Annotated in this window: 28 protein-coding genes; 14 read left to right on the top strand and 14 right to left on the bottom strand. The window is 71.1% G+C overall.

From position 1 onward, the window contains the following. Positions 1 to 35 precede the first annotated feature (35 nt). A complete protein-coding gene (locus AB0J04_RS14565; RefSeq protein ID WP_363168735.1) occupies positions 36 to 857 on the top strand; it encodes a helix-turn-helix domain-containing protein in 822 nt (273 codons plus the stop codon). Positions 858 to 979: 122 nt separating this feature from the next. On the opposite strand, the gene AB0J04_RS14560 is transcribed toward AB0J04_RS14565, so the two are convergent. The 4 genes from AB0J04_RS14560 to AB0J04_RS14545 all read right to left on the bottom strand — a co-directional run bounded on the left by AB0J04_RS14560 (position 980) and on the right by AB0J04_RS14545 (position 4,047). After that, positions 980 to 1,792 (bottom strand): TIGR03943 family protein, encoded by an 813-nt coding sequence (locus tag AB0J04_RS14560; protein ID WP_363168734.1) that lies wholly within the window; start codon positions 1,790 to 1,792, stop codon positions 980 to 982. Next, positions 1,789 to 2,820 (bottom strand): permease, encoded by a 1,032-nt coding sequence (locus tag AB0J04_RS14555; protein WP_363168733.1) that lies wholly within the window; start codon positions 2,818 to 2,820, stop codon positions 1,789 to 1,791. The genes AB0J04_RS14560 and AB0J04_RS14555 overlap by 4 nt, the downstream gene beginning before the upstream one ends. A 129-nt stretch (positions 2,821 to 2,949) precedes the next feature. After that, on the bottom strand, positions 2,950 to 3,435 hold the full coding sequence (locus AB0J04_RS14550; protein ID WP_363168732.1) for a MarR family winged helix-turn-helix transcriptional regulator: 486 nt from the start codon (positions 3,433 to 3,435) through the stop codon (positions 2,950 to 2,952). A 132-nt stretch (positions 3,436 to 3,567) separates the two neighbouring features. Then, positions 3,568 to 4,047 carry a hypothetical protein gene (locus AB0J04_RS14545; protein WP_363168731.1) on the bottom strand — a complete coding sequence of 160 codons (480 nt, stop codon included), beginning with the start codon at positions 4,045 to 4,047 and terminating at the stop codon, positions 3,568 to 3,570. A gap of 155 nt (positions 4,048 to 4,202) precedes the next feature. On the opposite strand from AB0J04_RS14545, the gene AB0J04_RS14540 reads away from it, so the two are divergent. The 3 genes from AB0J04_RS14540 to AB0J04_RS14530 all read left to right on the top strand — a co-directional run bounded on the left by AB0J04_RS14540 (position 4,203) and on the right by AB0J04_RS14530 (position 5,743). Continuing rightward, complete coding sequence (locus AB0J04_RS14540) at positions 4,203 to 4,538, top strand: YnfA family protein (RefSeq protein WP_363168780.1); 336 nt, start codon at positions 4,203 to 4,205, stop codon at positions 4,536 to 4,538. A gap of 57 nt (positions 4,539 to 4,595) precedes the next feature. Continuing rightward, positions 4,596 to 5,372: an SDR family NAD(P)-dependent oxidoreductase gene (locus AB0J04_RS14535; RefSeq protein ID WP_363168730.1), complete on the top strand. Its 777-nt coding sequence runs from the start codon at positions 4,596 to 4,598 to the stop codon at positions 5,370 to 5,372. Positions 5,373 to 5,461: 89 nt separating this feature from the next. Continuing rightward, positions 5,462 to 5,743 (top strand): hypothetical protein, encoded by a 282-nt coding sequence (locus tag AB0J04_RS14530; protein WP_363168728.1) that lies wholly within the window; start codon positions 5,462 to 5,464, stop codon positions 5,741 to 5,743. Between the two features lie 41 nt (positions 5,744 to 5,784). On the opposite strand, the gene AB0J04_RS14525 is transcribed toward AB0J04_RS14530, so the two are convergent. Next, positions 5,785 to 6,978 (bottom strand): RtcB family protein, encoded by a 1,194-nt coding sequence (locus AB0J04_RS14525; RefSeq protein WP_363168727.1) that lies wholly within the window; start codon positions 6,976 to 6,978, stop codon positions 5,785 to 5,787. Positions 6,979 to 7,199: 221 nt separating this feature from the next. Here AB0J04_RS14525 and AB0J04_RS14520 point away from each other — a divergent pair, with 221 nt between their 5' ends. From AB0J04_RS14520 to AB0J04_RS14510, 3 genes are all read left to right on the top strand, one after another. Beyond that, entirely contained in the window at positions 7,200 to 8,054 is an 855-nt protein-coding gene (locus tag AB0J04_RS14520) for a DUF3558 domain-containing protein (protein ID WP_363168726.1), read from the top strand. Positions 8,055 to 8,172: 118 nt separating this feature from the next. After that, positions 8,173 to 9,165 carry a DUF3558 domain-containing protein gene (locus tag AB0J04_RS14515; protein WP_363168725.1) on the top strand — a complete coding sequence of 331 codons (993 nt, stop codon included), beginning with the start codon at positions 8,173 to 8,175 and terminating at the stop codon, positions 9,163 to 9,165. 76 nt (positions 9,166 to 9,241) lie between these two features. Next, a complete protein-coding gene (locus AB0J04_RS14510) occupies positions 9,242 to 10,564 on the top strand; it encodes a DUF2637 domain-containing protein (RefSeq protein ID WP_363168724.1) in 1,323 nt (440 codons plus the stop codon). Positions 10,565 to 10,654: 90 nt separating this feature from the next. Here the strand turns inward: AB0J04_RS14510 and lysS are convergent, their stop codons facing one another. Then, a complete protein-coding gene (gene lysS, locus AB0J04_RS14505; RefSeq protein ID WP_363168723.1) occupies positions 10,655 to 12,427 on the bottom strand; it encodes a lysine--tRNA ligase in 1,773 nt (590 codons plus the stop codon). Between the two features lie 182 nt (positions 12,428 to 12,609). Between lysS and argS the strand changes: the two genes are divergently transcribed. Next, on the top strand, positions 12,610 to 14,379 hold the full coding sequence (gene argS / locus AB0J04_RS14500) for an arginine--tRNA ligase (protein WP_363168722.1): 1,770 nt from the start codon (positions 12,610 to 12,612) through the stop codon (positions 14,377 to 14,379). A gap of 69 nt (positions 14,380 to 14,448) precedes the next feature. Here the strand turns inward: argS and AB0J04_RS14495 are convergent, their stop codons facing one another. Then, the gene (locus AB0J04_RS14495) at positions 14,449 to 14,826 is read right to left on the bottom strand and encodes a peptidase inhibitor family I36 protein (protein WP_363168721.1); all 378 of its coding nucleotides are present in this window, start codon (positions 14,824 to 14,826) and stop codon (positions 14,449 to 14,451) included. Between the two features lie 266 nt (positions 14,827 to 15,092). Between AB0J04_RS14495 and AB0J04_RS14490 the strand changes: the two genes are divergently transcribed. Genes AB0J04_RS14490 through AB0J04_RS14480 form a run of 3 tightly spaced genes read left to right on the top strand, consistent with a single transcriptional unit; the run spans position 15,093 to position 17,015 of the window. Continuing rightward, complete coding sequence (locus AB0J04_RS14490) at positions 15,093 to 15,911, top strand: peptidoglycan-binding protein (protein WP_363168720.1); 819 nt, start codon at positions 15,093 to 15,095, stop codon at positions 15,909 to 15,911. Further along, on the top strand, positions 15,908 to 16,888 hold the full coding sequence (locus AB0J04_RS14485; protein ID WP_363168719.1) for a DUF2690 domain-containing protein: 981 nt from the start codon (positions 15,908 to 15,910) through the stop codon (positions 16,886 to 16,888). The genes AB0J04_RS14490 and AB0J04_RS14485 overlap by 4 nt, the downstream gene beginning before the upstream one ends. Next, complete coding sequence (locus tag AB0J04_RS14480; RefSeq protein WP_363168717.1) at positions 16,857 to 17,015, top strand: hypothetical protein; 159 nt, start codon at positions 16,857 to 16,859, stop codon at positions 17,013 to 17,015. Before AB0J04_RS14485 ends, AB0J04_RS14480 begins: the two co-directional genes overlap by 32 nt. Here the strand turns inward: AB0J04_RS14480 and AB0J04_RS14475 are convergent. Together AB0J04_RS14475 and AB0J04_RS14470 are read right to left on the bottom strand one after the other, a co-directional pair. Then, positions 17,005 to 17,322 (bottom strand): type II toxin-antitoxin system PemK/MazF family toxin, encoded by a 318-nt coding sequence (locus tag AB0J04_RS14475; RefSeq protein WP_363168715.1) that lies wholly within the window; start codon positions 17,320 to 17,322, stop codon positions 17,005 to 17,007. The two genes, AB0J04_RS14480 and AB0J04_RS14475, sit on opposite strands and share 11 nt — an antisense overlap. Before the next feature lie 200 nt (positions 17,323 to 17,522). Further along, entirely contained in the window at positions 17,523 to 17,954 is a 432-nt protein-coding gene (locus AB0J04_RS14470; protein WP_363168714.1) for a hypothetical protein, read from the bottom strand. A 103-nt stretch (positions 17,955 to 18,057) separates the two neighbouring features. On the opposite strand from AB0J04_RS14470, the gene AB0J04_RS14465 reads away from it, so the two are divergent. After that, on the top strand, positions 18,058 to 18,843 hold the full coding sequence (locus AB0J04_RS14465) for a DUF4253 domain-containing protein (protein ID WP_363168713.1): 786 nt from the start codon (positions 18,058 to 18,060) through the stop codon (positions 18,841 to 18,843). A 7-nt stretch (positions 18,844 to 18,850) separates the two neighbouring features. Here AB0J04_RS14465 and AB0J04_RS14460 read toward each other — a convergent pair whose 3' ends face one another. After that, positions 18,851 to 20,050 carry a PLP-dependent aminotransferase family protein gene (locus tag AB0J04_RS14460; RefSeq protein WP_363168712.1) on the bottom strand — a complete coding sequence of 400 codons (1,200 nt, stop codon included), beginning with the start codon at positions 20,048 to 20,050 and terminating at the stop codon, positions 18,851 to 18,853. 181 nt (positions 20,051 to 20,231) lie between these two features. On the opposite strand from AB0J04_RS14460, the gene AB0J04_RS14455 reads away from it, so the two are divergent. Next, positions 20,232 to 20,465, top strand: a complete 234-nt coding sequence (locus tag AB0J04_RS14455; protein ID WP_363168711.1) for a hypothetical protein — start codon at positions 20,232 to 20,234, stop codon at positions 20,463 to 20,465. On the opposite strand, the gene AB0J04_RS14450 is transcribed toward AB0J04_RS14455, so the two are convergent. Beyond that, a complete protein-coding gene (locus AB0J04_RS14450) occupies positions 20,405 to 21,748 on the bottom strand; it encodes a helix-turn-helix transcriptional regulator (RefSeq protein WP_363168710.1) in 1,344 nt (447 codons plus the stop codon). The genes AB0J04_RS14455 and AB0J04_RS14450 overlap by 61 nt on opposite strands. Before the next feature lie 188 nt (positions 21,749 to 21,936). On the opposite strand from AB0J04_RS14450, the gene AB0J04_RS14445 reads away from it, so the two are divergent. Beyond that, positions 21,937 to 22,719: a DUF4232 domain-containing protein gene (locus tag AB0J04_RS14445; protein ID WP_363168709.1), complete on the top strand. Its 783-nt coding sequence runs from the start codon at positions 21,937 to 21,939 to the stop codon at positions 22,717 to 22,719. Between the two features lie 61 nt (positions 22,720 to 22,780). Here the strand turns inward: AB0J04_RS14445 and hemB are convergent, their stop codons facing one another. The 3 genes from hemB to hemC form a co-directional block, all read right to left on the bottom strand. Further along, positions 22,781 to 23,773 carry a porphobilinogen synthase gene (gene hemB / locus AB0J04_RS14440; protein ID WP_363168708.1) on the bottom strand — a complete coding sequence of 331 codons (993 nt, stop codon included), beginning with the start codon at positions 23,771 to 23,773 and terminating at the stop codon, positions 22,781 to 22,783. 232 nt (positions 23,774 to 24,005) lie between these two features. Next, positions 24,006 to 25,712, bottom strand: a complete 1,707-nt coding sequence (locus AB0J04_RS14435; protein WP_363168707.1) for a bifunctional uroporphyrinogen-III C-methyltransferase/uroporphyrinogen-III synthase — start codon at positions 25,710 to 25,712, stop codon at positions 24,006 to 24,008. Then, entirely contained in the window at positions 25,709 to 26,665 is a 957-nt protein-coding gene (gene hemC / locus AB0J04_RS14430) for a hydroxymethylbilane synthase (protein WP_363168706.1), read from the bottom strand. Before hemC ends, AB0J04_RS14435 begins: the two co-directional genes overlap by 4 nt. Positions 26,666 to 26,667: the final 2 nt, after the last annotated feature.

Raw genomic sequence — 26,667 nt, 5'->3', positions numbered from 1 at the left:
GACACGACGGAAGAAACACGACGTACGATCCGGACATGGCCGCCCCCCGCCGCGACACCCGCGGGATCGTCGACCCGGCCGGCCTGCTGACCCGCGTGCGGTTCCGCCGCCACCGGCCCGCCGAGCCGCTGCGCCGCCATGTCGAGACGTACTGGTTCATCGACTGGGACCTGCCCGAGCCCTACGCCTCCCACGTCGTCCCGCACCCCTGCGTCAACCTCACCTTCCAGTGGGACGAGGACGAAGGCCCCCCGTACGGCGAGCTGACCGGCGTCGCGCTCGGCCTGTTCACCCGGAAGCTGACCGGCCGCGGCCGGGTGTGCGGAGCGAAGTTCCGACCCGGCGGCTTCCGGCCCTACGCCCCCGACCTGCCCGTCTCGCACTGGACCGGCCGCGCACTGCCCGCCCGGGACGTCTTCCCGCGCGCCGACCACGACACCGCCCGGTCGGTCGTCACCCCCGCCGACGACCTCGACCGGGTCGCCGCGCTCGACGCCTTCCTGCTCTCCCTCGACCCGGCGCCGGACCCCCGGGCCGACCACGCCATGGCCCTGGTCGAGCACATCCGCGCCGACCGCGACCTCCGCAGGGTCACGGACCTGGCCGAGGCGGAAGGCCTCTCCGTACGACACCTGCAGCGCCTGTTCGCCGCGTACGTGGGCGTGAGCCCCAAGTGGGTCATCCTCCGCTACCGCATCCACGAGGCCCTGGAGCGCGCAAAGACCGAGGAGGCGCTGGACTGGCCGGCCCTGGCGGCCGACCTGGGCTACGCCGACCAGGCCCACCTGATCCGCGACTTCAAGGCGACGATCGGCGTACCGCCGACCGCCTACGCGCCCGCCTCGGCCAGGCGATAGCGCCAGGGCCTGTCCGGCGCTAGGGGGCTTCTGATGGATCTCCGCGGCGTCGCGACGCCCGGCACGCCGAGAGCACGCACCGAACGCCGCTCCTTCTCCCACGGAGATCCATCAGAAGCCCCCTAGTCGAAGGGCAGCGCGTCCATGTACGCGTTGGTCGGCTTCCGGATCTTCTTCACACCCCGCACGTCCAGCGCCACGGCCGCCGACGCGGTCCCCAGCTTTCCGGCCGGATGCCATACGCCGGTGACCGTGACCCAGGTGTCCGCCTTGGGCTCGGCCACCCCGTAGACCCGTACCTTGAGCGTCGTGGCGTCCGCCGCACAGCAGCTGACCAGGATCCGCGTCAGATACCACCCGTCCGCACCGTCACCGGCCGGGGAGGCGAACCCGGTCATCTGCACCGCCCGCCCCTTGATGGCCAGGCGGCGGTCCTGCTGCACCCGCTGGGTGAAGTCGGTGAGCGTGATCGGCAGCGGCGAGGTCGCGGGCAGCGGATCGAAATCGTCGTCGTCCACCGTCGCGACGGCCTTCGCCGGCTCCCGCGAGGCGGTGTACGACCCGAGCGCGGGCGGCGCGTAGAAGAGCAGGCTCAGCACGGGCAGGAACAGCAGCCAGGCGACCCGGGGCACCCGAGAGTGATCGTGCCCATGACCGTCGTCACCGTGGGGATCCCGCTCGGGGTGATCGTGCTCGGGGTGATCGTGCCTGCGGTGATCGTGCCTGGGGTGATCCCGGTGGTCGTCGGCCCGCCGCCGTCTGACGGCCGCCCACGCCTCCGCCACCCCCAGCAGCACCAGCACCACCCCGCCCGCGACCAGCAGCGGCCGCATCCCCGGCTTCACGTACCGGAGGTACTCCTCGGTGAACAGCGAGGTCCGCAGCAACCCGACCCCGCTCAGCACCAGCAACGCGACCTGCACGAACCGCTTCACAGCAGCACCCCTCCCACGACCACGCTGCACACCACCGCGACCACCGCCGTGGCCGACGAGAACCGCACCGCGAAGGCCCGCCCGAACGTCCCCGCCTGGAGCGCGATCAGCTTCAGGTCGACCATCGGGCCCACCACCATGAACGCCAGCCGCGCCGTCGGCGAGAACCCGGTCAGCGAGGCCGCGACGAACGCGTCCGCCTCGCTGCACACCGCCAGCACGATCGCCAGCGCCGCCAGGAACAGCACGGACAGCCAGGGCGACCCGGAGAACGTGTCGAGCACCGACCGGGGCATCGCCACATTGAAGGTCGCCGCCGCCATCGCGCCCACCACCAGAAAGCCCCCCGCGTGCAGGAAGTCGTGCTGGAAGCCCTGCCGGAACTCCGTCCACCGGCTGTGCCCGGCCTGGTGCCCGGTGTGCCGCACGGCAGGCCGCAGCCACTCCGCCTTCCCCAGCCAGAGCCACAGCCAGCCCATCGCGGCCGCCGTGATCAGCGAGGCCGCCAACCGGGCCAGCACCATCTCCGGACTGCCCGGAAACGCGACGGCGGTCGCCGTCAGCACGATCGGATTGATGGCCGGAGCGGACAGCAGGAAAGCGAACGCGGCCGCCGGCGCGACCCCTCGCCCGATCAGGCTGTTGGCCACCGGCACCGAAGCGCACTCGCACCCCGGGAGCACCACCCCGGCCAGCCCCGCCACCGGCACCGCCAGCGCCGGCCGCTTCGGCAGCAGCCGCTGGAACACACTGGCCGGCACGAACGCGTTGATCGCCCCGGACAGCGCCGTGCCCAGCAGCAGGAAGGGCAGGGCCTGCACGGTGACGGCCAGACACACCGTCCGCCACGCCTGCACCGCCGGCTCGTCCAACGACCGCCCGACCAGCACCAGCAGCACACCCGGCAGCACGGCCGCGCCCAGCAGCAAAAGCAGCCAGTGCCGCGGCAGTTCACGCCCCGGACGACCACCGCCGCGAACCTCCCCGGCCACCCCCGCCGCGGACGCCCGTATCTCCGTCTCCTGCATCCCGCCCCCAGAACTCCCCTGCGCCACTCATGTCGCGACCGCAGGACCAGACCGGACCGACCCTAGACCCGGCTTCCTGGGCCCGACTGCCTGGCCCCGACTTCGTGACTCGGGCTTGGTGGTCCCGCCCTAGGACCTGTCCTGGACCAGGCCTTCCCGCAACCGCTCCACCTGCTCCGCGCCGAACTCCACCGTCCGCCGCATGTGCCGCACGATCACCGCGAGTTCGGCGTCCCCGAGATCGTCGAAGAGCGGCATCCAGTCGCCGCCCAGCCGCTCCCACATCCGCCCGAACTCCGCGATCCGCTCCGGCACCGTCGCCACCAGCACCCGCCGCCGGTCGGCCGCGTCCCGCTCCCGGACGACGTAGCCGGCCCGCTCCAACCGGTCCACCAGCCGCGTCGCCGACCCGGTGGTCAGCCCCGTCAGCTCGGCGACCCGGCCCGTCGTCACCGGCTCCCGCTCCAGCGTCAGCAGGTTCAGACACTGCAGATCGGTCGGATGCAGCCCGAGACGGTCGGCGAGCGCCTGGTTGAACAGGGCATACGCGGCCATGTACCGGCGGGAGACCTCCGACAGCTCGTCCAGCAGCCGCGATCGCACGTTCCCCGACATCGCACCCCTTCGCCGGCGCCGTCCTCGACTGCCGTCCGCAGATGGTACGACGACGCACCAGCCCCACGGACGCCGGCAGAAACAGGCGCGGAAACAACAGGCTGAAAAGCACCAGGCTCAGCAGAAGCAAGCTCAGAAGAAATAGGCGTCCCCGGTGTCCAGCACCAGCACCTGCTGCCGGTCGTTGGACCGATTGCGATCCACCGCCCCACCGCCCCACAGGGTGTCGACGTCCATCGTCACCTCCGCCGGCCGCCCCCGCAGCCACACCCGCAACGCCAGCTGCTCCCCCAGCCCGTCCGCGGCCAGCGCCCCCGTCCGGCACACCACCACCTGCCGGCCCGTGCGCGCGCACCCGGCCGGCAGCCACTGCTCCCCCGCCGCCAACGGCACCGACCAGCGCAGCCGCACCGTCGAGTCGGCGACGTCCCCCGGACCGTGGTTGCGCGGAGTCAGCCGCACATCGACCCGGCCTCCGTCCATGACCGCGAAGCCGTGATACGACAGGTCGGCCTCGGGCTCCTCCTGCACCGCGTGCGCGGGCACGACACCCGCGCCCACCGCCAGCACGGCACCCGCACCCCACACCACGAGACCCCGCAACCTGCGCATGCCACCACTCCTAGATCAGAAACCGCCAGAAAACGCCAGAAACAGCCCAGGCGTTACGCAGGGGATGTATCCCACGCCTGGCGCCCCGCAGGCGCCCTCCAACAGGTGAACGGGGCACAGGTGACAGCACACCGTCATGCAAAGCTGCGGCCATGCTGCTCATCCTCCGCTCCGCCGCCCTCTTCGTCGTGGCCGCGTTCTTCGAGATCGGCGGAGCCTGGCTGGTCTGGCAGGGCGTGCGCGAACACCGCGGCTGGATGTGGACCCTGGGCGGAGTCCTGTCTCTCGGCGCATACGGCTTCGTCGCCACCTTCCAGCCGGACGCCCACTTCGGCCGCATCCTCGCCGCGTACGGCGGAATCTTCGTGGCGGGTTCGATCCTCTGGGGCATGGCCGCCGACGGCTACCGCCCCGACCGCTGGGACATCACCGGCGCGCTGATCTGCCTCGCGGGCATGGCTGTGATCATGTACACGCCCCGAGGTAATTGACTTGAGCACCGGCATATCCTGGCGAAAGCCAGCCGCACGCACGTCCGAGGAGCGCTCATGTCCACCGCCGCCCCGTCCGCCCCCTCCCGCATCGCGATCGTCACCGGTGCGAGCAGCGGAATCGGCGCCGCCACCGCCCGGCAGCTCGCCGCGGCCGGCTACCGCGTGGTCCTGACCGCCCGCCGCAAGGACCGCGTCGAGGCACTCGCCGAGGAGATCAACGCGGCCGGCCACCAGGCGACGGCCTACCAGCTGGACGTGACGGACCGCGCCGCCGTGGACGAGTTCGCCACCGCCTTCAAGACGATCGGCGTCCTCGTCAACAACGCGGGCGGCGCACTCGGCGCCGACCCCGTCGCCACCGGCGACCCCGCCGACTGGCGCACGATGTTCGAGACGAACGTCCTCGGCACCCTGAACATCACCCAGGCGCTCCTGCCGAAGCTGGTCGCGAGCGGCGACGGCACGGTGGTCGTCGTCTCCTCCACCGCCGGACACGGCACGTACGAGGGCGGCGCGGGCTATGTCGCCGCCAAGCACGGCGCCCACGTCCTCGCCGAGACCCTCCGCCTGGAGATCGTCGGCCAGCCGGTCCGCGTCATCGAGATCGCCCCCGGCATGGTCAAGACCGACGAGTTCGCCCTCACCCGCTTCAACGGCGACGAGGACAAGGCCGCCAAGGTCTACGAGGGCGTCGCCGAACCTCTCACCGCCTCCGACGTGGCCGAGACGATCACCTGGGCGGTGACCCGCCCCAGCCACGTCAACGTGGACCTGTTGGTCCTGCGCCCCCGCGCCCAGGCATCGAACACCAAGGTCCACCGGGACCTGTGACGGACCGGTTCTCTCAAGGCTCAGCCGTTTCGCCCCTGCCCCCACCCCGGTTCCGCGACCGAAGAAACGACTCTCCTAAACCCACACGGATGGAGATCGCCCAGAACCTGGCAGCTCACCTCTACTATCCGAGCTGCTTGTCCCTGGAACGCAAGCGCGCAGCCGCTGACTCGCTCACCGACCGGGTTCGCCCCACTGGCATGAGGGCTGCCTACACAAAACGCCGCTGGAATGAGTGCGAAGACCGAATTCTGCTCCAGCACAACAACCCGACGACGGCAGCCAAGGTGCTCGGCAGAACCGTGCAGAGCTGCAGTCTGCGCCTGTGGCGCTTGCGCAGCGGCCAAGTCCCCATGCCCAGCGATCAATAACCCAGCTCGGGTGGCCCCGGTTCCCCCTGGGGCCACCCGCCTCAGCCCTTCACGCAGACGAACTGCTTCAACTTCGCCACGACCTCGACGAGATCACGCTGCTGATCCATCACCTGGTCGATGTTCTTGTAGGCGCCCGGAATCTCGTCAAGCACGCCAGAGTCCTTACGGCACTCCACACCCCGCGTCTGCTCCTCCAGATCCTTCACCGTGAAGCGACGCTTCGCCGCGTTACGGCTCATGCGCCGACCGGCGCCGTGCGACGCCGAGTTGAAGGCCTTCTCGTTGCCAAGGCCCTTCACTATGTACGAGCTGGTGCCCATGGATCCGGGAATGATCCCGTACTCGCCTGACCCGGCCCGGATCGCTCCCTTGCGGGTCACGAGCAGGTCCATCCCCTCGTACCGTTCCTCCGCCACATAGTTGTGGTGGCAGGAGATCTCCTGTTCGAAGGTGGGCTTCGCCTTCTTGAACTCCTTACGGACGACGTCCTTCAGGAGCCCCATCATGATGGCGCGGTTGTACTTCGCGTACTCCTGCGCCCAGTAGAGATCGCTTCGGTACGCGGCCATCTGCGGGGTGTCTGCGACGAACACCGCCAGGTCGCGGTCGACCAGACCCTGGTTGTGCGGAAGGGCCTGCGCCACGCCGATATGGAACTCGGCGAGTTCCTTGCCGATGTTCCGGGATCCGGAATGCAGCATGAGCCAGACCGAATCCGACTGATCGAGGCAAAATTCGATCATGTGGTTGCCACTTCCAAGCGTTCCCATCTGCTTCGTGGCACGCTCCTGACGGAATTTGACCGCGTCAGCGATCCCGTCGAACCGCCCCCAGAAGTCGTCCCAGCCACCGGTCGCGAAGCCGTGCATACGCCCCGGCTCGACGGCGGTGTCATGCATCCCCCGCCCCACCGGAATGGCCTGCTCGATCTTCGACCGCAGTCGCGACAGATCCCCCGGCAGGTCGTTCGCCGTCAGCGACGTCCTGACCGCCGACATCCCGCAGCCGATGTCCACGCCCACCGCCGCGGGGCATACCGCACCCTGCATCGCGATGACCGAGCCGACCGTCGCGCCCTTGCCGTAGTGGACGTCCGGCATGACCGCCAGGCCCTTGATCCACGGCAGGGTCGCCACGTTGCGCAGCTGCTGGAGCGCACCCTCCTCGACCGACGTCGGGTCGGCCCACATACGGATGGGCACCTTCGCGCCCGGCATTTCCACGTACGACATATCGTCCTCGTTCCCCCGGATAAACCACAAAAGTCATCAGTCGCAAAACCGGTGCCAAGATCCACGAAACCGGACGGCGGACCGGCATCCACGGTGTTGCGTGCGATACACATTGTCTCCAGGGGCCACCCCCGCCCGGCAAGCGAATAACCAGCGGGGACACTGGACCACCCACCACCGAAACCACTCACCACCGAACTGACCTTCGAGAGGAGCCGACCGTGCAGCGGAAGGCGTACGTACCCGGCGTCGTCGCGCTCCTCGCGGCGCTGCTGGCCGGCTGCACCGGCAGTTCGGAGGAGGGCGGCTCGACGGACAACTCCAACCCGGGCGAGGCCGGCACGGCCGCCTCCGCCGCGCAGCCCGGCAAGTACGCCACGCTCCCGGAGGCCTGCGGCGTGGTGAGCCGGTCCACGCTCGACTCCCTGCTCCCCGGCATCAAACAGCTCGCCGACCAAACGCAGCGCGAGACCGCCTACGCGGGCGAGGCGACGCTGACGTACGACACGGACCGCAAGGTGGGCTGCCGTTGGAAGGTGGAGTCGACGGACGCCACCGACCACCTCTTCGTCGACTTCGAGCGCGTCGTCTCCTATGACAACGCCGTCAGCGACGACACCCAGGCCGAGACGCTCTTCGCGGCGGAGGTGACGGCGGCCGACCTCCCGGCCCCCGTCGCCTCCGCGACCCTCACCACCGGGCAGACCACCCCCACCACCGGCTCCCCCTCGCCCTCCCCCGCCGCGACCCTCTCGCCCCCCGCCTCCGCCTCCGCCGCCTCCGGCTCCCCCTCTGCCTCCGCCTCGGCCTCCCCCTCTCCCTCCTCCACCGCCGAAATCCAGCCCCGTCTGCTGGACGATCTGGGCGACGAGGCGTTCGTCGACGACGCGCTCGACAGTTCCGGTTCGACGGCCAAGCAGCGCACGGTGACTGTGGCGTTCCGCACGTCGAACGTCATTGTGACCATCGAGTACGAGGAGCAGCCGACGACCGTCGGCGTGGTGCCGGACAGTGAGGAAATGCAGGACAAGGCCCGGAAACTGGCCGCGCAACTGGCCGAGTCGCTGGCCGGCTGAGGCCACTTCGGCCCCGTCCGCACCCCCCTCGCAAAGCCTTCGAAGGGGAACCGCACAGCTTCTTCACCGCGTACCGTGGCCCCTCGGACCCGATCCGACCGCAGGAACCACGAGCGTCATGAGTGAAGGAACCATGCAGCGACGAGCCCAGCGTGACGGCCAGTTTGACCAGTGCGAGCAGCGTGACGAGCGAGTGAGGCGGGCCGGGGGGCGCAGCAGCAGCCGCGTTCTCGCCGCAGCCGTGGCCGTCCCGGTGCTGCTGTTCGCGGCAGGCTGCTCCTCGGACTCCGACTCCGGTTCCGGTGACGGCGCGCAGGGCGCGGGCGCGTCCGCCGGTTCCGGCACGGACTCGGCCGTGAGCGCCGCGCCGACCGTGCAGGCGGCGGCGTACAAGACGCTGCCCGAGGCGTGTGCGGTGCTGTCGAAGAAGACGTTGACCGAGTTGGTGCCGAAGGGGATCTCGGGCAAGGAGGGGACGTCCAGCGACACCGCGGCGCGGACCAGTTGTTCCTGGTCGAGTCTGGCCAACAACGGTGTGAAGGGCTCCCAGTTCCGCTGGCTGAACGTGTCGTTGCTGCGCTTCGAGTCGGACGCGACGACGGGTGACGGCGAGTCGCAGGCGAAGACGTACTACGCGAAGCAGGTCAAGGACGCCCAGGCGGTGTCGGGCGCAACGAACGCGAAGTCGCAGGCGGCGGCCGGGACGGGCGACGAGGCGACGCTGGTGGCGTACGACCTGAAGAAGACGGAAGGCGCCTTCAAGCAGCAGACGGTCGTGGCGCGGGTGGAGAACGTCGTCATCACGCTCGACTACAACGGCGCCGGTCTGGCGGGCGACAAGGCCCCGAGCGCGGACACCCTGACGAAGTCGGCGGAGAAGGCGGCGAAGGAGGCGGTGGCCTCGGTGCAGTCGGCCAACGGCGAGGGCGCCGGCGGCGGTTCGGGTACGTCGACGTCGAGCCCGGCCCCGTCGAAGACGGCCTCGTCGGGTGCGTCGGCGTCGTCGCCCTCGAAGGCGACGCCTTCGCAGTCGGCGTCGGCGACCGGGAAGGCCACGACGGCTGCGACGACCGCGGCTGCTCCGAAGGCTTCCGCTTCCGCAAAGAGCTGACGGACCGGCAACGCGTGCGCCGCACACATGTGCCACCCTGTTGCGCGCAAGAACACGCAAGGGGAGGGGAGTACGGGTGTCCGCGCCAATACAGCTGACCCGGTTGCACCGCGTTCTCATCGGCGTGGTCGTGACCGGCGCCGTGATCATCGCCGGCATCGGCTTCGCCGGTTCGTACGCGGCGGTCCGGGAGCTGGCCCTGGAGAAGGGCTTCGGGAAGTTCTCCTATGTCTTCCCGATCGGCATCGACGCGGGCATCTGCGTCCTGCTGGCCCTGGATCTGCTGCTGACCTGGATCCGGATCCCCTTCCCGCTGCTGCGGCAGACTGCGTGGCTGCTGACGGCGGCGACGATCGCGTTCAACGGCGCGGCCGCCTGGCCGGACCCGCTGGGCACGGGCATGCACGCGGTGATCCCGATCCTGTTCGTGGTCGCCGTCGAGGCGGCCCGGCACGCGATCGGCCGGATCGCGGACATCACGGCGGACAAGCACATGGAGGGCGTGCGCATCACGCGCTGGCTGCTCTCCCCGGTGCCGACGTTCCTGCTGTGGCGCCGGATGAAGCTGTGGGAGCTGCGCTCCTACGACCAGGTGATCAAGCTGGAGCAGGAACGTCTCGTCTACCAGGCGAGGCTGCGCTCCCGGTTCGGCCGGGCGTGGCGTCGCAAGGCTCCGGTGGAGTCGCTGATGCCGCTGCGCCTGGCCCGTTACGGCGTCCCGCTGGCGGAGACGGCCCCGGCGGGCCTGGCGGCGGCGGGCATAGAACCGGCCGTGCTGCCTCCGGCCCCCGCTCCGAGTCCGGCGCCGATCCCGGTGTCCGCGCCCGCGCCCCAGCCGGAACTGGCGGCGGCCCCCGCACCCCGGCAGGCGCAGCAGCCGCAACAGGTCCAGCAGCAGCCGCAGCCCCAGCAGGTCGACTACGCGCCCGCCCCCGTGCCCGCCCCCGCCGCGCCCGTGGACGACCAGAACCCCTGGTTCCAGGCTCCCCCGAGCGAGATGCAGTACCAGGGCGGCTACGACCCCTCCTACGACCCCACGGAGCAGTACGCCCAGTGGTACGAGGAGCAGCAACGGGCCGAGCAGTACCAGGACCAGTACCAGGAGGAGCCCCCGGTCCAGGAACCCTCCCCGGAGGAGACGGGTTCGTTCCCCATCCCGGTGGGCCCGGGTCGCAGCCGTGAGCTGGGCGAGGGCGGCGGCCCTCCGGAGCTCACGGAGGAGGACTACTACCTGGTCTTCAAGAAGTCGATAGACGGCAGCTACCCCACGTCGGGCCAGTTCAGGGGCGACGTGGAGGCGACGTACGGGGTCACGGTCCCGCAGCGGGAAGCCGACCGCATGGTCAACCGCTTCACCAACCGCCACACGGCGGAACTCCAGGAAGACCACATCGCGTAGCGGTTCGCGAGAAGTCCGCACGGCATCCGCACGGCATCCGCACGGCAAAGGGGGCCCTCACCGGAGGGCCCCCTTTTCGTACCGTTGCGCTTACTCCCCGAGCAGGGCCCGCACCCGCTCCTGCCCGACCGCCAGCAGCAGTGTGGGCAGCCGCGGCCCCGTGTCCCGCCCGACCAAGAGGTGGTAGAGCAGGGCGAAGAACGTCCGCTGGGCGGTCTTGATCTCCGGCGGGAGCTCCTTGGGCGTGGCGTCGGCGGAGAAGCCGGCCTGCACCTTCGGGACGCCGTAGACGAGGTGGGTGAGCCCGTCCAGCGACCAGTTCTCGGCCAGCCCGTCGACCAGCAGCCGCAGGGACTGCCGGGCGGCCTCGTCGAGGGACTTCAGCAGTTCGGCGTCCGCCTCCTCGCGCACGATGGTCCGCTGGTCGGCGGGGACGTGCGTGTTGATCCAGGCCTCGGCCTTGTCGTACCGGGGCCGGGCCTCGTCCAGGGCGGCGAGCGGGTTCTCGGGGTCGAGGTCGCTCAGGATGCGCAGGGCCTGGTCCTGGTGGCCGGCGGTGATGTCGGCGACGGAGGCGAGGGTGCGGTACGGCAGCGGACGCGGGGTGCGCGCCAGCTCACCGCCGGCCGTGCCCACCGCACGCGCGTGTGCCGCGACGTCGGCCGGGAGGGCGGCCCCCTCCGCCACCTTGGCGTCGAGCTTGTCCCACTCGTCGTAGAGCCGCTGGATCTCCTGGTCGAAGGCGATCTTGAAGGACTGGTTGGGCCGGCGGCGGGCGTACAGCCAGCGCAGGATCTGCGGCTCCATGATCTTCAGCGCGTCGCCGGGGGTGGGCACCCCGCCCTTGGACGACGACATCTTCGCCATGCCGCTGATCCCGACGAAGGCGTACATCGGCCCGATGGGCTGCTTGCCGCCGAAGATCCCGACGATCTGCCCGCCGACCTGGAAGCTGGACCCCGGGGAGGAGTGGTCGACGCCGGACGGCTCGAAGACGACGCCCTCGTAGGCCCAGCGCATCGGCCAGTCGACCTTCCAGACCAGCTTGCCGCGGTTGAACTCGCTGAGCCGGACGGTCTCGGCGAAGCCGCAGGCGGTGCAGGTGTAGGACAGCTCGGTGGTGTCGTCGACGTAGGAGGTGACCGTGGTGAGGTCCTTCTCGCAGTTGCCGCAGTAGGGCTTGTACGGGAAGTAGCCGACGGTGCCGGACGAGCCGTCGTCCTCGGCGGCCGCGCCCGAGCCCTCGGCGGCCTCGACCTCGGCCTCGTCGAGAGGCTTCTGCTGCTTCTTCGCCGCGGCGGCCGGGGCCTTCTTGGTGCGGTACTGCTCGAGGATGGCGTCGATGTCGGCGCGGTGCTCGATCGCGTGCAGGATCTGCTCGCGGTAGACGCCGGAGGTGTACTGCGCGGTCTGGCTGATCCCGTCGAACTCCACGCCGAGTTCGGCCAGCGACTCGATCATCGCGGCCTTGAAGTGCTCGGCCCAGTTCGGGTACGCGGAGCCCCGCGGCGCCGGGACGGAGGTCAGCGGCTTGCCGATGTGCTCGGCCCACGTGTCGTCGACTCCGTCGAGGCCGGCCGGCACCTTGCGGTAGCGGTCGTAGTCGTCCCAGGAGATCAGGTGGCGGACCTGGTGGCCGCGGCGGCGGATCTCGTCGGCGACGAGGTGCGGGGTCATGACCTCGCGCAGGTTGCCGAGGTGGATGGGACCGGACGGGGAGAGTCCGGACGCGACGACTACAACCGGAGCGGTGGCGACTGATGACTCAGTGCCGGGGGCTCGGCGCTCCGACTCCTCGATGACCTCATCCGCGAAACGGGAGACCCAGTCGGTGGTCTCGGTGCTCTGAGCCACGATCGGCACGTCCTCTTGATTCTGGAAGCGTTGATGGGAGTCCCGCATGGGGGTCCCCAGGTAATGAGGGGTCCCACGCTCATGGGGTTCCCATTCTCCCAGACGGCCCCGCGCCCGGGAAAACCGCTTTACCCCCCATGGGATACTGGCCGTGTCTATGCGTCCCCACGAGGAGAACGGCACCCACTCCTATGGCCCCGGTCACGTCCCTCAGCGACTCCGTCGAACAGCGTCTCGCGTCCGCCCTCTCGGCCACTCTGCCGGAGGCCGCCGGCTCGGACCCGCTGCTGCGACGAAGCGACCGGGCCGACTTCCAGGCCAACGGCATCCTGGCGCTGGCCAAGAAGGCGAAGGCGAACCCGCGGGAGCTGGCGACGCAGGTCGTGGCGAACGTGACGACCGGTGACGTGATCGGGGAGATCGAGGTCTCGGGCCCCGGCTTCCTGAACGTGACGATCACCGACCGGGCGATCACGGAGAACCTGGCCGCGCGGTACGCGGACGAGGCCCGCCTCGGCGTCCCGCACGCCGCGCACGCCGGCACGACGGTGATCGACTACGCGCAGCCGAACGTGGCGAAGGAGATGCACGTCGGCCATCTGCGGTCGGCGGTCATCGGCGACGCGATGGTGCAGATCCTGGAGTTCACCGGCGAGAGCGTGGTCCGCAGGCACCACATCGGCGACTGGGGCACCCAGTTCGGCATGCTCATCCAGTTTCTGGACGAGCATCCGCACGAACTGGACCACAAGGAGAAGCAGGTCAGCGGCGAGGAGGCGATGTCGAACCTCGACCGCCTCTACAAGTCGGCGCGGAAGCTGTTCGACGCGGACGAGGAGTTCAAGACGCGGGCGCGTCGCCGGGTGGTCGACCTCCAGGCCGGCGACCCGCACACGCTCGCGACCTGGCAGAAGTTCGTGGACGAGTCGAAGATCTACTTCTTCTCCGTCTTCGAGAAGCTGGACATGGAGATCCGCGACGAGGACATCGTCGGCGAGTCGGGTTACAACGACATGCTGGCGGAGACCTGCCGGCTGCTGGAGGAGTCCGGGGTCGCGGTCCGCTCCGAGGGCGCGCTGTGCGTGTTCTTCGAGGACGTGAAGGGCCCGGACGGCAATCCGGTCCCGCTGATCGTCCAGAAGTCGGACGGCGGCTACGGCTACGCGGCGACGGACCTGTCGGCGATCCGCGACCGCGTCTTCCACATCAAGGCGAGCTCGCTCATCTACGTCGTGGACGCGCGCCAGTCGCTGCACTTCAAGATGGTGTTCGAGACGGCGCGCAGGGCGGGCTGGCTGAACGAGGACGTGAAGGCGCACCAGTTGGCGTTCGGCACGGTCCTCGGCAAGGACGGCAAGCCGTTCAAGACCCGTGAGGGCGAGACGGTCAAGCTGGTCGACCTCCTCGACGAGGCGGTGGGCCGGGCGACGTCCGTGGTCCGGGAGAAGGCGGAGAAGGTCGGCCTGACCGAGCCGGAGATCGTGGAGAACGGCCGGTACGTGGGCATCGGCGCGGTGAAGTACGCCGACCTGTCGACGTCGGCGGTGCGGGACTACAAGTTCGACCTGGACCAGATGGTCTCGCTGAACGGCGACACGTCCGTGTACCTCCAGTACGCGTACGCCCGTATCCGGTCGATCCTGCGCAAGGCCGGCGAGACCCGCCCGGCCGCTCACCCGGAGCTGGCACTGGCCCCGGCGGAGCGGGCGTTGGGCCTGCACCTGGACCAGTTCGCGGAGACGGTGTCGGAGGTGGCGGCGGCGTACGAGCCGCACAAGCTGGCGGCGTACCTGTACCAGCTGGCCTCGCACCTGACGACGTTCTACGACCAGTGTCACGTGCTGTCGCCCGACAACGCGCCGGAAGTCGTGGAGAACCGTCTCTTCCTGGTGGACCTGACGGCCCGCACGCTCCACCTGGGCATGGCCCTGCTGGGCATCAGGACGCCGGAAAAGCTCTGAGCCGTGCCGTGGAGGGCGGCACCCCCACCGGGGTGCCGCCCTCTGGCGTGTGGCGGGTGCGGGCGTCGGTCAGACGCAGTTCACCCACGTGTTGGACTTGATGTAGTGGCTCTCGGGGGTGCTCGTCCGGTAGCCCCGGTACACGAGCGAGCTGGACCCGCCGTAGTCCTTCTCGGAGTACCACTTGAGGTCACAGGAATTGCCGTGGTTGTACCAGGACTTGAAGCTCTGGAAGACCGAGTACTGGGTCAGGTCCCGGTTCGTCCCCGCGATCTTCTGCATGTGGCCGGTGTAGTTCTGCCCGGCCCAGACGCAGAACCAGCCGGCCGGACAGTCCGACGCCGCCCGCGGCGCGGCCTGCGCCGCACTCGCGGCCCCCGCGCTTCCGGCCAGCAGACCACCGGTCAGCACGATCCCGCCGGCCACCGCAGCGAATTTCCTGATCATGCGCATGTCGCTACCCCTTCGTTGTGGACCGACCGCACCGGCCGGCCTGCCAACGAGACTGCGGGGCGCGGGGCGCGGCCGCCACGGTTGCCGCACATCTGACGGATTCACGGGACGTCGCCCTGCTGACCTGCGCAGACGTCATCCCTCGGGACGGTACGGCGGGACAGCTGGGACAGACCTTGTGCAGAGGTTGTGACGCTGATGCAGAATGCGGTGGAGTCGGGGACCGCTGACCACGGTCCATGACCGCACCTGGGGGGAACATGGCGCTCCGGAAAGCTCTGCCCGCCGGACTGGACCCGCGCGTAAGGCAGTTGGCGACGCACTTACGTCGTCTGACGGATCACAGCGAGCTGAGCATGCGTCAACTGGCCGTGAAGACGGGGTACAGCCAGAAGTCCTGGGAGCGGTACCTGGGCGGCAGATCGCTCCCGCCCGCGGAGGCCGTGGAGGCGCTGGCCCGGATCTGCGGCGACGATCCGGTCCGACTGCTCGCGCTGCACGAGGTCGCCGCCGACACCTGGGACAGTGCCCGCCCGCCCGCGTCCCCGTCGAAGTCACCGTCGAAGTCACCGTCGAGGGGACCCGAAGCAGAGCGAGCAGAGGCGGCTCCCCCGACGGAACCTGAGATTCCGGCGAACCCAGAGGCCCTTCCGGGGCGTGCGCTGCGCATCGCGCTCATGGCGGGGGCCGTCGCCCTGGTACTGGCCGTCTCCTCGGCGGTCCTCCTGGCCGTCCGCCTCGACGACGACCGCGACGCACAGGCGGTCGCGCCCCCAGCCCCGTCCGCCGCTGCGGCCTCCTCGCCGGATCGCGTCTACACCTGCGGGATCAAGCGGATCGACGGGCTCTGGTACGCGGGCATCAGCCCCACGCGGAGCACCGAGATCTTCTACGGCAGCGCGGGCCCCGAGGTGGCCGAGGCCCAGTGCCTGCTGCGCCGGGCGGGCATCTCGCCGGGCGGCATCGACGGGAAGTTCGGACCGCTGACCCAGCGGGCGGTCAAGGCCATGCAGAAGCGGTCCGGCCTGGACGTGGACGGCATGGTCGGACCGAACACCTGGAAGGCTCTGCGCGCATGACGGGGTCGACGCCGTCGCCGGGAGCCACGCTGCTGGCGGCGGCGCTCAGGGAGCTGCGGGACCGCACGGGCCTCACCCTGGCGCGCCTCGCGGACGAGACCGCGTTCAGCAAGTCGTCCTGGGAGCGCTACCTCAACGGCAGGTCCCTGCCGCCGCGCCAGGCGGTGCAGGAGCTGTGCCGCCTCGCCGGGGAACCGGACGGGCGATGCCTGGCGCTGTGGGAGATCGCGAAGTCGGAGAGACCCGGACAGCCGAAGAAAACACCGCAGCCACCGCCACCGCCGAAATCACAGCAGAATTCACAGACGCAGCCGCCGCCGCAGCCGCAGCCAAAAACACAGGCAGCGGCGACACAGCCTCAGCCACAGGCACCGCGGGTGGCGACGGCCGCGGCGGTCCTCGCGTCGGTGTGCGCGGTGCTGTTCGGGGCCGTCACCCTGACCCTGCTCCTCCTCCCGAACCAGCACCGCGCGCCCCGGCCGTCGGCGACCCCGTCCGTAGGCGGCCCGCAGTGCCGGGGGAGCACCTGCGAGGGCAAGGATCCGGTGCTGACGAACTGCGGCGGCTCGCCGGACACGCTCGCCGAGCACGTCACCGCGACCGGGGCCTCGATCCAGCTGCGGTACAGCAGGGTGTGCGGGGCCAGTTGGGCGCGGATGTGGGGTGCGCGGATCGGCGACCGGGTCGAGACACGGGCGGCCGGGAGCGGCGGCCGTCCGCACGGCGCGCGGGTCGAGAACAGGGTCGACGCGGACGCCTACGTCCACACGGCCATGACCGCGACCGGCCTCGACACGGTCGTCGAGGCCTGCTTCCTGCCGGTGGCGGGCGGTCGGAAGGAGTGCTTCGAAGCGCGGGCGGACCAGGTCACGCCGGAACCGACTCCACCCGCTCACACGTCCCCCGAGAGACGGACATCAAGAACACGGGCGCGAGGAGGGCCGGTTGGGCAGCCAGGACGATCCGTCGGCGGGTGACGCGCTGATCGGCTTTCTGCTGATCGGAGGGTTGGGCGTACTCATCCCGGCCTCCGTCGTCCTCCCGCTCGTCGGCTTGGGGATCTGGCTGTCGCACCGCTGGCGGGCGCGGCGCGTCAGAGACTGAGCACGGCCCGCAGCGCGGTGTCGACGCTCTCCATCTCCTCCATGGGGACGTCTCCGTGGTACTTGCCGTCCTCGAAGCGCGTCAGGCGGAAGTTGTACAGATCCGGGGCGACGACCATCCCCCGCAGCGGCATCGACACGCGCACGGTGACCAGCGACTCCGGCCGCTCCCCCGAGGTGTCGAGCAGGGCGCACAGGACAGCGCCCGAGTGCAGTTCGGCCACATGGTCGTTCTGCACGACGACGACCGTGCGATCCCGGCCCACCGTGGAGACCGTCCACACCTGTCCACGCTTCAGTTCTCCCACCCCGCGAGCTTACTGGGCGGGGCGCACGAACGCGCACCGCACCACCTCCCCGACCGCCCGCGCCCGCCCCCCGCTCCCGCCCGCTCCGCTCTCGGGCCAGGCGCGCGCCCGGCCTCAGATCTCCTCCCGCGCCAGATCCCCCGGAAGCCGATCCCCCGCGGCCGCCCGCACGGCGCGGAGGCGGTCCAGGTCCTCCTCGATCAGGAGAAGCGCCTCGAAGGCGTAGGCCGCGCCGGCCGGCGAGTCGCCCCGCAGGACCTCTGCGTACAGCACCGAGAGCCCTTCCCGGGCGGCGGCGAACAGGCCGCGGCCACCGGCCCGCCCGAGTCCACAGCCGGGCCGAGGACGCGGAGCAGCCAGCCGAGCGTCTCCCGTCGGGCGGGCTCGGAGAGCTCTCCGGCCAGAGCGGCGAGGGCCGCCGGGACGAAGGCGGCGGAGGCCGGCAGCAGGCCGTCGGCCGGAGTCATGACGTGGCCGTGCAGCGCGGTGAGGAAGGCCTCGCCACCGCCATGGTCCGCGGGGAGGGTGAGGACTTCCCTGATCCTGGCCGGGAGGTGCGCGGCACTCTGACCGCAGCCGCACTCCATCCGCTCCCAGTCGCTCTTCAGCAGCTCGATCTCGAAGAGACTCACGGCCTGCGCCCTCCCCTCGGCCCGCCCGCGTCGGCGGCCGTCGCGGACGGGAAAGCGTAGCCGCCGCCCGGCCGATGTCAGTGCGGCCGCCTACAGTCACCCCATGGCGACTCTTCCCAACCCGCTGCCCAAGCTGGCGTCCGACCCGAGCGGGCGTTCCCTCGGGCTCCAACTCCCGCCCGGGAGACTGATCGACGCGACGTGCGACGGTCCGTGGCACGAGCCGTTGCTGTGGCACGCGGAGCAGTCCGCGTCCTCCGGCAACTGGACGGCCCTGGGCGCACCGGCGGGGCGGGCGGGGCTGGTTCCGGTCCTGGTCGACCTCGGCGGCTCCCAGGGCGGCCCGCAGAAGTGGGAGTTGATGCCCGACGAGGTCTCCTACCCCGGGGACCACGACGCGGAGGAGGTCCTCGCGGAGTACTGGGAGGAGTGCGCGGCGCAGGGAGAGGAGTGGCCGGGCCTGGCCGCGTCCCCCGCCCTGACGGCGGATCCCGACGCCCGGGCCGCACAGATCGCCGACACCCTCGCGGAGCAGGGGCCGTCCTGGTTCAGATCGCCCTACCTCGCCCTGGTCCCGGCCCGGCGCAGCGCGGACGTCCCGGCGGCCGTCGGCTGGTCCGGCCCGGCCAACCACGAGAGCGACACGGCCCGGCTGTGCGCCGTCCTGCGCTCCTGGGAGGACCGCTTCGGCATACGGGTCGTCGGCCTCGGCTTCGACGTCCTCACGGTGTCCGTCGCCGCCCCGCCCACCACGGTCGAGGAGGCGGAGCGGATCGCCGCCGAGCACTTCGCGTTCTGCCCGGACAACGTCCTCCAGGGCGAGGGCACTCTGGAGGCCTACGCCCGGCAGCTCGTCGGCGAGCCCACCTGGACCTTCTGGTGGGACTGACCCGCGCTCACCCGGTGAGCCCGCGCCCCAGCCTGCGCAGCCCCTCCCCGATCTCCTCCGGCGTCTGCGTCACGAAGCACAGCCGCAGGGTCGACCGGTCGGGCTCGCCGGCGTAGAAGGGTGCGCCGGGCACGTAGGCCACGTCCTGGGCGACGACCTGCGCCAGCAGCGCGGCGGTGTCGTACGACTCCGGCAGCCGGGCCCAGAGGAACATGCCGCCCTCGGGCCGGTTCCACCGCGACCCCTGCGGCAGGGCCTCGCCCAGCCCGGCCAGCATGGCGTCGCGCCGCTCGCGGTACACGGCGGCCACCCGCGCCACATGGGCGTCGAGGTCGTTGACGGCCAGGTAGCGGGCGGCGGCGAGCTGGTTGACGGTCGGGGTGTGCAGGTCGGCGGCCTGCTTGGCGACCGCGCAGGCCCGCCGCAGCTCCGCCGGCGCGCGCAGCCAGCCCAGCCGTATGCCGGGGGCCATGACCTTGGAGAAGGAGCCGAGCAGGACCGTGCGGTCGCGGGCGTCGGGGTGCGCGGCGATCCACGGCAAGCGCTCGCCGTCGTAGCGGAGTTCGCCGTAGGGGTCGTCCTCGACGATCCACAGGCCGTGCCGGGCGGCGACGGAGGCGAGGGCGGCACGGCGCTCGGCGGGGAGGGTGCGGCCGGTGGGGTTCTGGAAGGTGGGGACGGTGTAGAGCAGCTTCGGCCGCTCCCGGACGACGAGTTCCGCGAGCGCGTCGGGGTCCGGGCCGTCCGCGTCTCCGGGCACCGCGACGATCCGCGCCCCGGCCAGGCCGAAGACCTGGAGGGCGGCCAGATAACAGGGGGCCTCGACGAGGACCGTGTCGCCGGGGTCGAGCAGCGCGGTCGCGAGCAGGGACAGAGCCTGCTGGGAGCCGGTGGTGACGAGCAGGTCGTCGGCGGTCGTGGGCAGTCCGCGTGCCGTGGTCCGGGCGGCGAGCCGCTCCCTCAACCCCGGCTCGCCCTCGGTCGTGGAGTACTGCAGGGCCTGCGCCGGGGCCTCCTCCAGCGCGTACCGGAACGCGGCGGCGACGCCCTCGCGGTCGAACAGCTCGGGCGCGGGCAGCCCGCCCGCGAAGTTGATCACCTCGGGGCGGGCGGTGACGGCGAGGATGTCCCGCACCGGCGAGCCGCCGATCGACCGGGCGCGCCCGGCCAGCGCAGGGACGGGGACGGAGACGGATGCGAAGGTCATGCGAGGCACCCTAGAGAGATGAGTGCCATCTACACACGGGTTTCTGACATATGGACGGGCGTCCCACGGCCCGTCCCAGTCGAGCCTTGTTTCCGCAGGTCAAACGCCATGGGACCGAACCGGCGTCCCGACTTGCCCGCCGAACGTGGCAGTCGCGGGCGGTACGGCCCAGGCTGTTCCCATGCCCACCCGCCGCATCCGCCGCCGCATCCGCCGCCGCGTCCGTCTGCTGGCCGTCGCGTTGACCGCCACCGCCGCGCTCACCCTGACCGCATGCCACGACGGCCAGGGCCTGCGCGACGAGGGCCCGTCGAGTTCCAGCACCCTGAACGGCTCCGGCGCCCTGCCCGGCTCCTACGGCGTGTCGAACGACCCCGCCGGCCCCCACGCGGAGCCGCCGAGCGGGAACTCGTAGGCGGGCCGCCCGTTGTTGCCGCTGGTGCGGAACGGCTCGCCGCCGTCGTCGAGGATGAGCGTGCCGTGCCGTGACCCGCTGGACCAGGACAGCTCCAGCCGCCAGCTCACGTCGTACGCGGAGGCGTCGGCGCTCACGTAGTAGATCTCCGGGTCGGTCGCGCTCACCTTGAACGGGAAGTCGGGGTGCCCCGCCTCGGGCACCAGCGCGGGCCGCGCCGCGTCGAGGGCGACGGTGAAGTAGCGCGTCGGCACTCCGCCGCCGCAGCCGACCCCGGGGTAGCCCATCGCGAAGTCGTTCCACGCGAGCGGCGAACGCTTCGCCACCGTACGGACCTTGACGTCGTCCACGACGACGGTCTCCTTACCGGTCCCCTGCACGGTGAACTCCAGGAACTGGCTCCCCGACGACACGGCCCCGTGCGCGGCCACCCAGGCGGGCGCGTCCTGTTCGAGGGGCGGTGGGGCGACCTTCCCCGGCTCCCGGTCGATCAGGTAGTGCTGCGAGCAGGGGTCCACCCAGGCGTAGGGCCGGGCGCTGACGGTCAGCGGGACGGCGCCGGAGGCCGCCGCGCCGCTGCCCTCCGCCGCAGCCGAGGGCGAGGCCACGGCCGACGGGGACGCGGATTCCGAGGCCGAGGCGGAAGCGGAGACGGAAGGCGAAGCCGAGCCGGAGCCGGACGGCGAGCCGCTCTGCGCCCCCTTCCCCTGCACGGAGGCCGCCGCCCCCACCGCACTGTCGCCGGAGTCCCCGTCCCGCCCCGAGCCACCGGACGGCAGGGTCAACGAGAGCGCGAGAGCGACGGACCCGAGACCGGCCACGACCCCGACACCGGCGAGCAGCAACGCCCGCCGCCGCCTCCACCCCCGCCCGCCGCTCTCCTCCGGGACGACCCCGACGTCCACGACCCCGACGTCCACGACCCCGACGTCCACGACGGCATCCATGGCACCGGCGTCCGCACGGCCCGCATCCGCGACGACGCCGACCTCCGCGACAGGATCGCCGCCGTCGCCGCCGTCCCCCTCAGCGGCCGGCTTCCTCCCCCGCACCGCATCCGCCAGCACCCACCGCCGGTGCAGCTCGACGAGCTCCTGCGGGGACGCCTTGCAGAGCCGGGCCAGCCGCTCCACCGGGGCGTAGTCCGTGGGGACGGCGTCCCCGTTGCAGTAGCGGTGCAGCGTCGACGTACTCATGTGGAGCCGCTTCGCGAGCGTCCCGTAGCTGAGCCCGGACCGCTCCTTCAACTGCCGCAGCAACTCCGCGAACTCGGCCGTAGACACCGTTTCCCCACTCCCCATGTCCCATCCCGGCGTTCCAGGGATGGTGCGTTTCACCAGGTCAGACCCGTTGTCGGCGTTCCAGCATCCCGGATCGTCCGGCAGGCGTGGCGGCCGGGACGGATCGCCTCCCAAGCTGTGGCCATCCAAGCACGTCGCTTCAACCCGCCATCCCGGAAGAGGACTTGACCATGCGTATCCGCCGCACCCGCCACCTGCTCGCGCTCACCGCCCTGGCGGCCCTCGCACTCACGGCCTGCAAGAACGGGACGGGCGTCCAGGACGAGGGCGCGTCGCAGCCGGCCTCGTCGACGACGAACTCCACCACGGCCCCGCCGACCCCCGCCACGAGCGCGACCACCGGCGCGACCACCGGCACCGGCACGACGACCGGCAAGACGACCGGGACCACGACCGGCACGGGAACGGGAACGGGAACGGGAACGGGAACGGGCACAGGGTCCGGCACCTCCACCACCCCGGCGAAGAACCCGCCGGCCGCGGCCGCCGCGGCGACGAAGACCGCCGACCCGTGGGACCCCGCGAACCGGGTCACCTGCAACGGCTCGAACACCAAGGTCACCGCGCAGACCCTCACCCGTCCCCTGAACCACATGCTGCTCACGGTCACCAACACCGGCAGCAAGGTCTGCGACCTCTTCTACTACCCGGCCCTGAAGTTCGACGGCGCGCAGTCGGTGCCGCCGGTGGACGAGGACACGCAGCCGCAGGCCGTGACGACCCTCGCGCCCGGCGAGTCCGGCTACGCGGGCGTGCGGCTGTCCGCCGCCGACGGCAGCGGCGAGGGCGGCTCGACCTCCAAGAACCTGACGATCTACTTCCAGGGCATGGACCCGGGCAGCGACGGCGGCCCGGCCGCGAAGCCGTCGCTGCCCACCGGAGGCGTCTACTACGACAACTCCCTGACGGTGACGTACTGGCAGCAGGACATGGAGGACGTCCTGTCCTGGTGACCCGCGGAAGGGTCACGCAGAAGGGCACGCAGGGGGAACAGGCAGGGGAACAGGCAGGGAGTTACCGCAGCTTCTGGGCCGCCTCGGTGGCCCAGTAGGTGAGGATGTTCCGCGCCCCGGCCCGCTTGATGCCGGTCAGCGTCTCGAAGATCGCCTGGTCCCGGTCGATCCAGCCCTTCTCGGCGGCGGCCTCGACCATCGAGTACTCACCGGAGATCTGGTAGGCGGCGACGGGCACGTCCACCGCGTCCGCGACCCGCGCCAGGATGTCGAGGTAGGGCCCGGCCGGCTTGACCATGACCATGTCGGCGCCCTCTTCCAGATCGAGCGCGAGCTCACGCATCGACTCCCGGAAATTCGCCGGATCCTGCTGGTAGGTCTTCCGGTCCCCCTTCAGCGAGGACCCGACGGCCTCCCGGAAAGGCCCGAAAAAGGCGGACGAGTACTTGACGGTGTAGGCGAGGACGGCGACGTCCTCCCGCCCGATCTGGTCAAGGGCGTCGCGGATGACCCCGATCTGCCCGTCCATCATCCCGCTGGGCCCCACCACATGCGCCCCGGCATCGGCCTGCACCTGAGCCATCTCGGCATACCGCTCGAGGGTGGCGTCGTTGTCGACGCGCCCTTCGGAGTCCAGCACCCCGCAGTGCCCGTGATCGGTGGTCTCGTCGAGGCACAGATCGGACATCACCAGCAGCTCATCGCCGACCTCGGCCCGAACATCCCGAATGGCGACCTGAAGGATCCCGCCCGGATCGGTCCCCGCCGTCCCGAGCGCGTCCTTCTTGGACTCCTCCGGCACCCCGAAGAGCATGATCCCCGAGACTCCCGCCTGCACGGCCTCCAGCGCGGCCTTCTTCAGACTGTCGCGCGTGTGCTGCACGACCCCGGGCATGGCCTGGATCGGCACAGGCTCGCTCACGCCCTCCCGCACGAACGCGGGCAGGATGAAATCAGCCGGGTGCAGCCGGGTCTCCGCGACCATGCGCCGCATGACGGGAGTGGTCCGCAGCCGACGAGGCCGCGAACCGGGAAAGGATCCGTACGTCGTCATGCACCTAACGCTACGCCCGCTCCTCACCCCCTTTTGCCGACGCCCAGTCGGGGTGCCGCCTGCCTTCCAGCCCGTCCGGCGCTTGAGGACGAGGCCGTTCAGGCCGAAGGGGGGTCTGGGGGCGCAGCCCCCAGGGATGGGAAGGGGAAGGGAACGGGAAGGGGAAGGGGAAGGGAACGGGAAGGGGCGGCGGGGGCGAAAACCCCCTACCGCCCCACCCCACACCGCTGCCTCAGGTAGCCCTGCGCCGCCGAGCCCCCGGCCGCCGCTCGCTGGGCCGGCTCACCTGGTCGCCCGCCTCCTGCGCAGCCGCCCGCCGCCGCAGCCCATAGTCGGCCAGCGCCTCCGCGAGCTTGTGCACGGACGGCTCCGGAGCCATCACGTCCACCCGAAGCCCGTGCTCCTGGGCGGTCTTGGCGGTCGCCGGCCCGATGCACGCGATGACGGTCACGTTGTGCGGCTTGCCGGCGATCCCGACCAGGTTCCGCACCGTGGACGACGAGGTGAACAGAACGGCGTCGAACCCGCCCCCCTTGATCGCCTCCCGCGTCTCCGCCGGCGGCGGCGAGGCCCGCACGGTCCGGTAGGCGGTGACGTCGTCGACCTCCCAGCCGAGCTCGATCAGCCCGGCGACCAGCGTCTCCGTGGCGATGTCGGCCCGCGGCAGGAACACCCGGTCGATCGGGTCGAACACCGGATCGTAGGGCGGCCAGTCCTCCAGCAACCCCGCCGCGGACTGCTCGCCGCTGGGCACCAGATCCGGCTTCACACCGAACGCGACCAACGCCTTCGCCGTCTGCTCGCCCACGGCCGCGACCTTGATGCCCGCGAAGGCACGCGCGTCGAGCCCGTACTCCTCGAACTTCTCCCGGACGGCTTTGACCGCGTTCACCGAGGTGAAGGCGATCCACTCGTACCGGCCCGTCACCAGGCCCTTGACCGCCCGCTCCATCTGCTGCGGGGTCCGCGGCGGCTCGACGGCGATCGTCGGCACCTCGTGCGGCACGGCCCCGTACGACCGCAGCTGGTCGGAGAGCGACACCGCCTGCTCCTTCGTACGCGGCACGAGCACCTTCCAGCCGAACAGCGGCTTGGACTCGAACCACGACAGCTGGTCGCGCTGGGCGGGTGCGGAGCGCTCACCGACCACGACTATCACCGGCCGACCGCCCTCGGGCGAGGGCAGCGCCTTCGCCTGCTTCAGGGTCTGCGCGATCGTGCCGAGGGTCGCCGTCCAGGTGCGCTGCCGCGTCGTCGTGCCGGCGACCGTCACGGTCATCGGCGTATCGGGCTTGCGCCCCGCCGACACCAGTTCTCCGGCGGCCGACGCCACGGAGTCCAGGGTCGTCGACACGACAACAGTGCCGTCGGACGCCCCCACCTCCGTCCAGCAGCGGTCCGAAGCGGTCCGCGCGTCGACGAATCGGACGTCCGCGCCCTGCGCGTCCCGCAGCGGCACGCCGGCGTACGCGGGCACGCCGACGGCGGCCGCGACACCGGGTACCACCTCGAAGGGGACGCCGGCCGCCGCGCACGCGAGCATTTCCTCCGCCGCGTACGTATCCAGTCCCGGGTCCCCGGACACCGCACGGACGACCCGCCTGCCGCCCCGCGCGGCCTCCATGACAAGATGTGCGGCATCGCGCACAGCGGGTACCTCAACGGTTGTTGACTTACCGTCAACAACCGTCGGGAGGGGCGCTCCCGTGCCCGGAAGAGGGTCCGACGAAGGACCCGCTTCCGCGTTCACGACGGCGACGCCCGGCCTCGCGTGCGTCCGTACGACGTCGAGCACCTCGTGCTCGGCGACGAGGACGTCCGCGTGCGCCAGCGCCTCCACGGCGCGCAGAGTCAGTAGTCCCGGATCCCCGGGTCCGGCACCCAGGAAGGTGACGTGCCCGTGTTCAGGACCAGCGGCTGGAAGGGTGGTGGGGCTCACTGTGCTCGCTCCCCCATCAGACCGGCCGCGCCCTGGGCAAGCATCTCGGCGGCGAGTTCGCGACCGAGCGCCATTGCCCGGTCGTGCGTCTCGGGCACGGGACCGGTGGTGGACAGCTGCACCGTACGAGTGCCGTCGGTCGTGCCGACGACGCCCCGCAGGCGCATTTCTTTGACAATCTGCCCGTCGGCCAGAAGGTCGGCCAGCGCGCCCACAGGGGCGCTGCAACCGGCCTCCAGGGCGGCGAGCAGTGACCGTTCGGCGGTCACGGCGACCCGCGTGAACGGGTCGTCGAGCTCACCGAGTGCGGCGACGAGGTCCGCGTTGGCCGCGGCGCATTCGATCGCCAGTGCTCCCTGGCCGGGAGCGGGCAAAACCGTGTCTATCGACAGGAAGTCGGTGACCTCGTCGAGGCGGCCCATACGGCTCAGGCCGGCCGCGGCCAGCACCACCGCGTCCAGCTCGCCCTCGTGCACGTACCGGATCCGCGTGTCGACGTTCCCGCGGATCGGCACCGTCTCGATGTCCAGCCCGTGGGCGCGCGCGTACGCGTTCAGCTGCGCCATGCGGCGCGGCGAACCGGTGCCGATGCGTGCCCCGCGCGGCAGGTCGGTGAACTTCAGCGCGTCCCGGGCGACGATCACGTCGCGGGGGTCCTCGCGCACCGGTACGGCGGCCAGGACGAGGTCCTCGGGCTGCGCGGTCGGCAGGTCCTTCAGCGAGTGAACCGCGAAGTCGACCTCGCCTTTGGCCAGCGCCTCACGCAGCGCGGTCACGAAGACGCCCGTGCCGCCGATCTGTGCGAGCTGCTCGCGGGAGACATCGCCGTAGGTGGTGATCTCGACGAGCTCCACGGGCCGTCCGGTCACCTGGCTCACGGCGTCCGCGACCTGCCCGGACTGGGCCATGGCGAGTCTGCTTCGCCTCGTCCCCAGTCTCAGTGCCTTACTCATGC

Origin of the sequence: Streptomyces sp. NPDC050263, assembly GCF_040655955.1 — a bacterium.
Taxonomy (GTDB): Bacteria; Actinomycetota; Actinomycetes; order Streptomycetales; family Streptomycetaceae; genus Streptomyces.
Note: the sequence above shows the minus strand (reverse complement) of the source record. Positions and strands in the feature narration are given on the sequence as shown.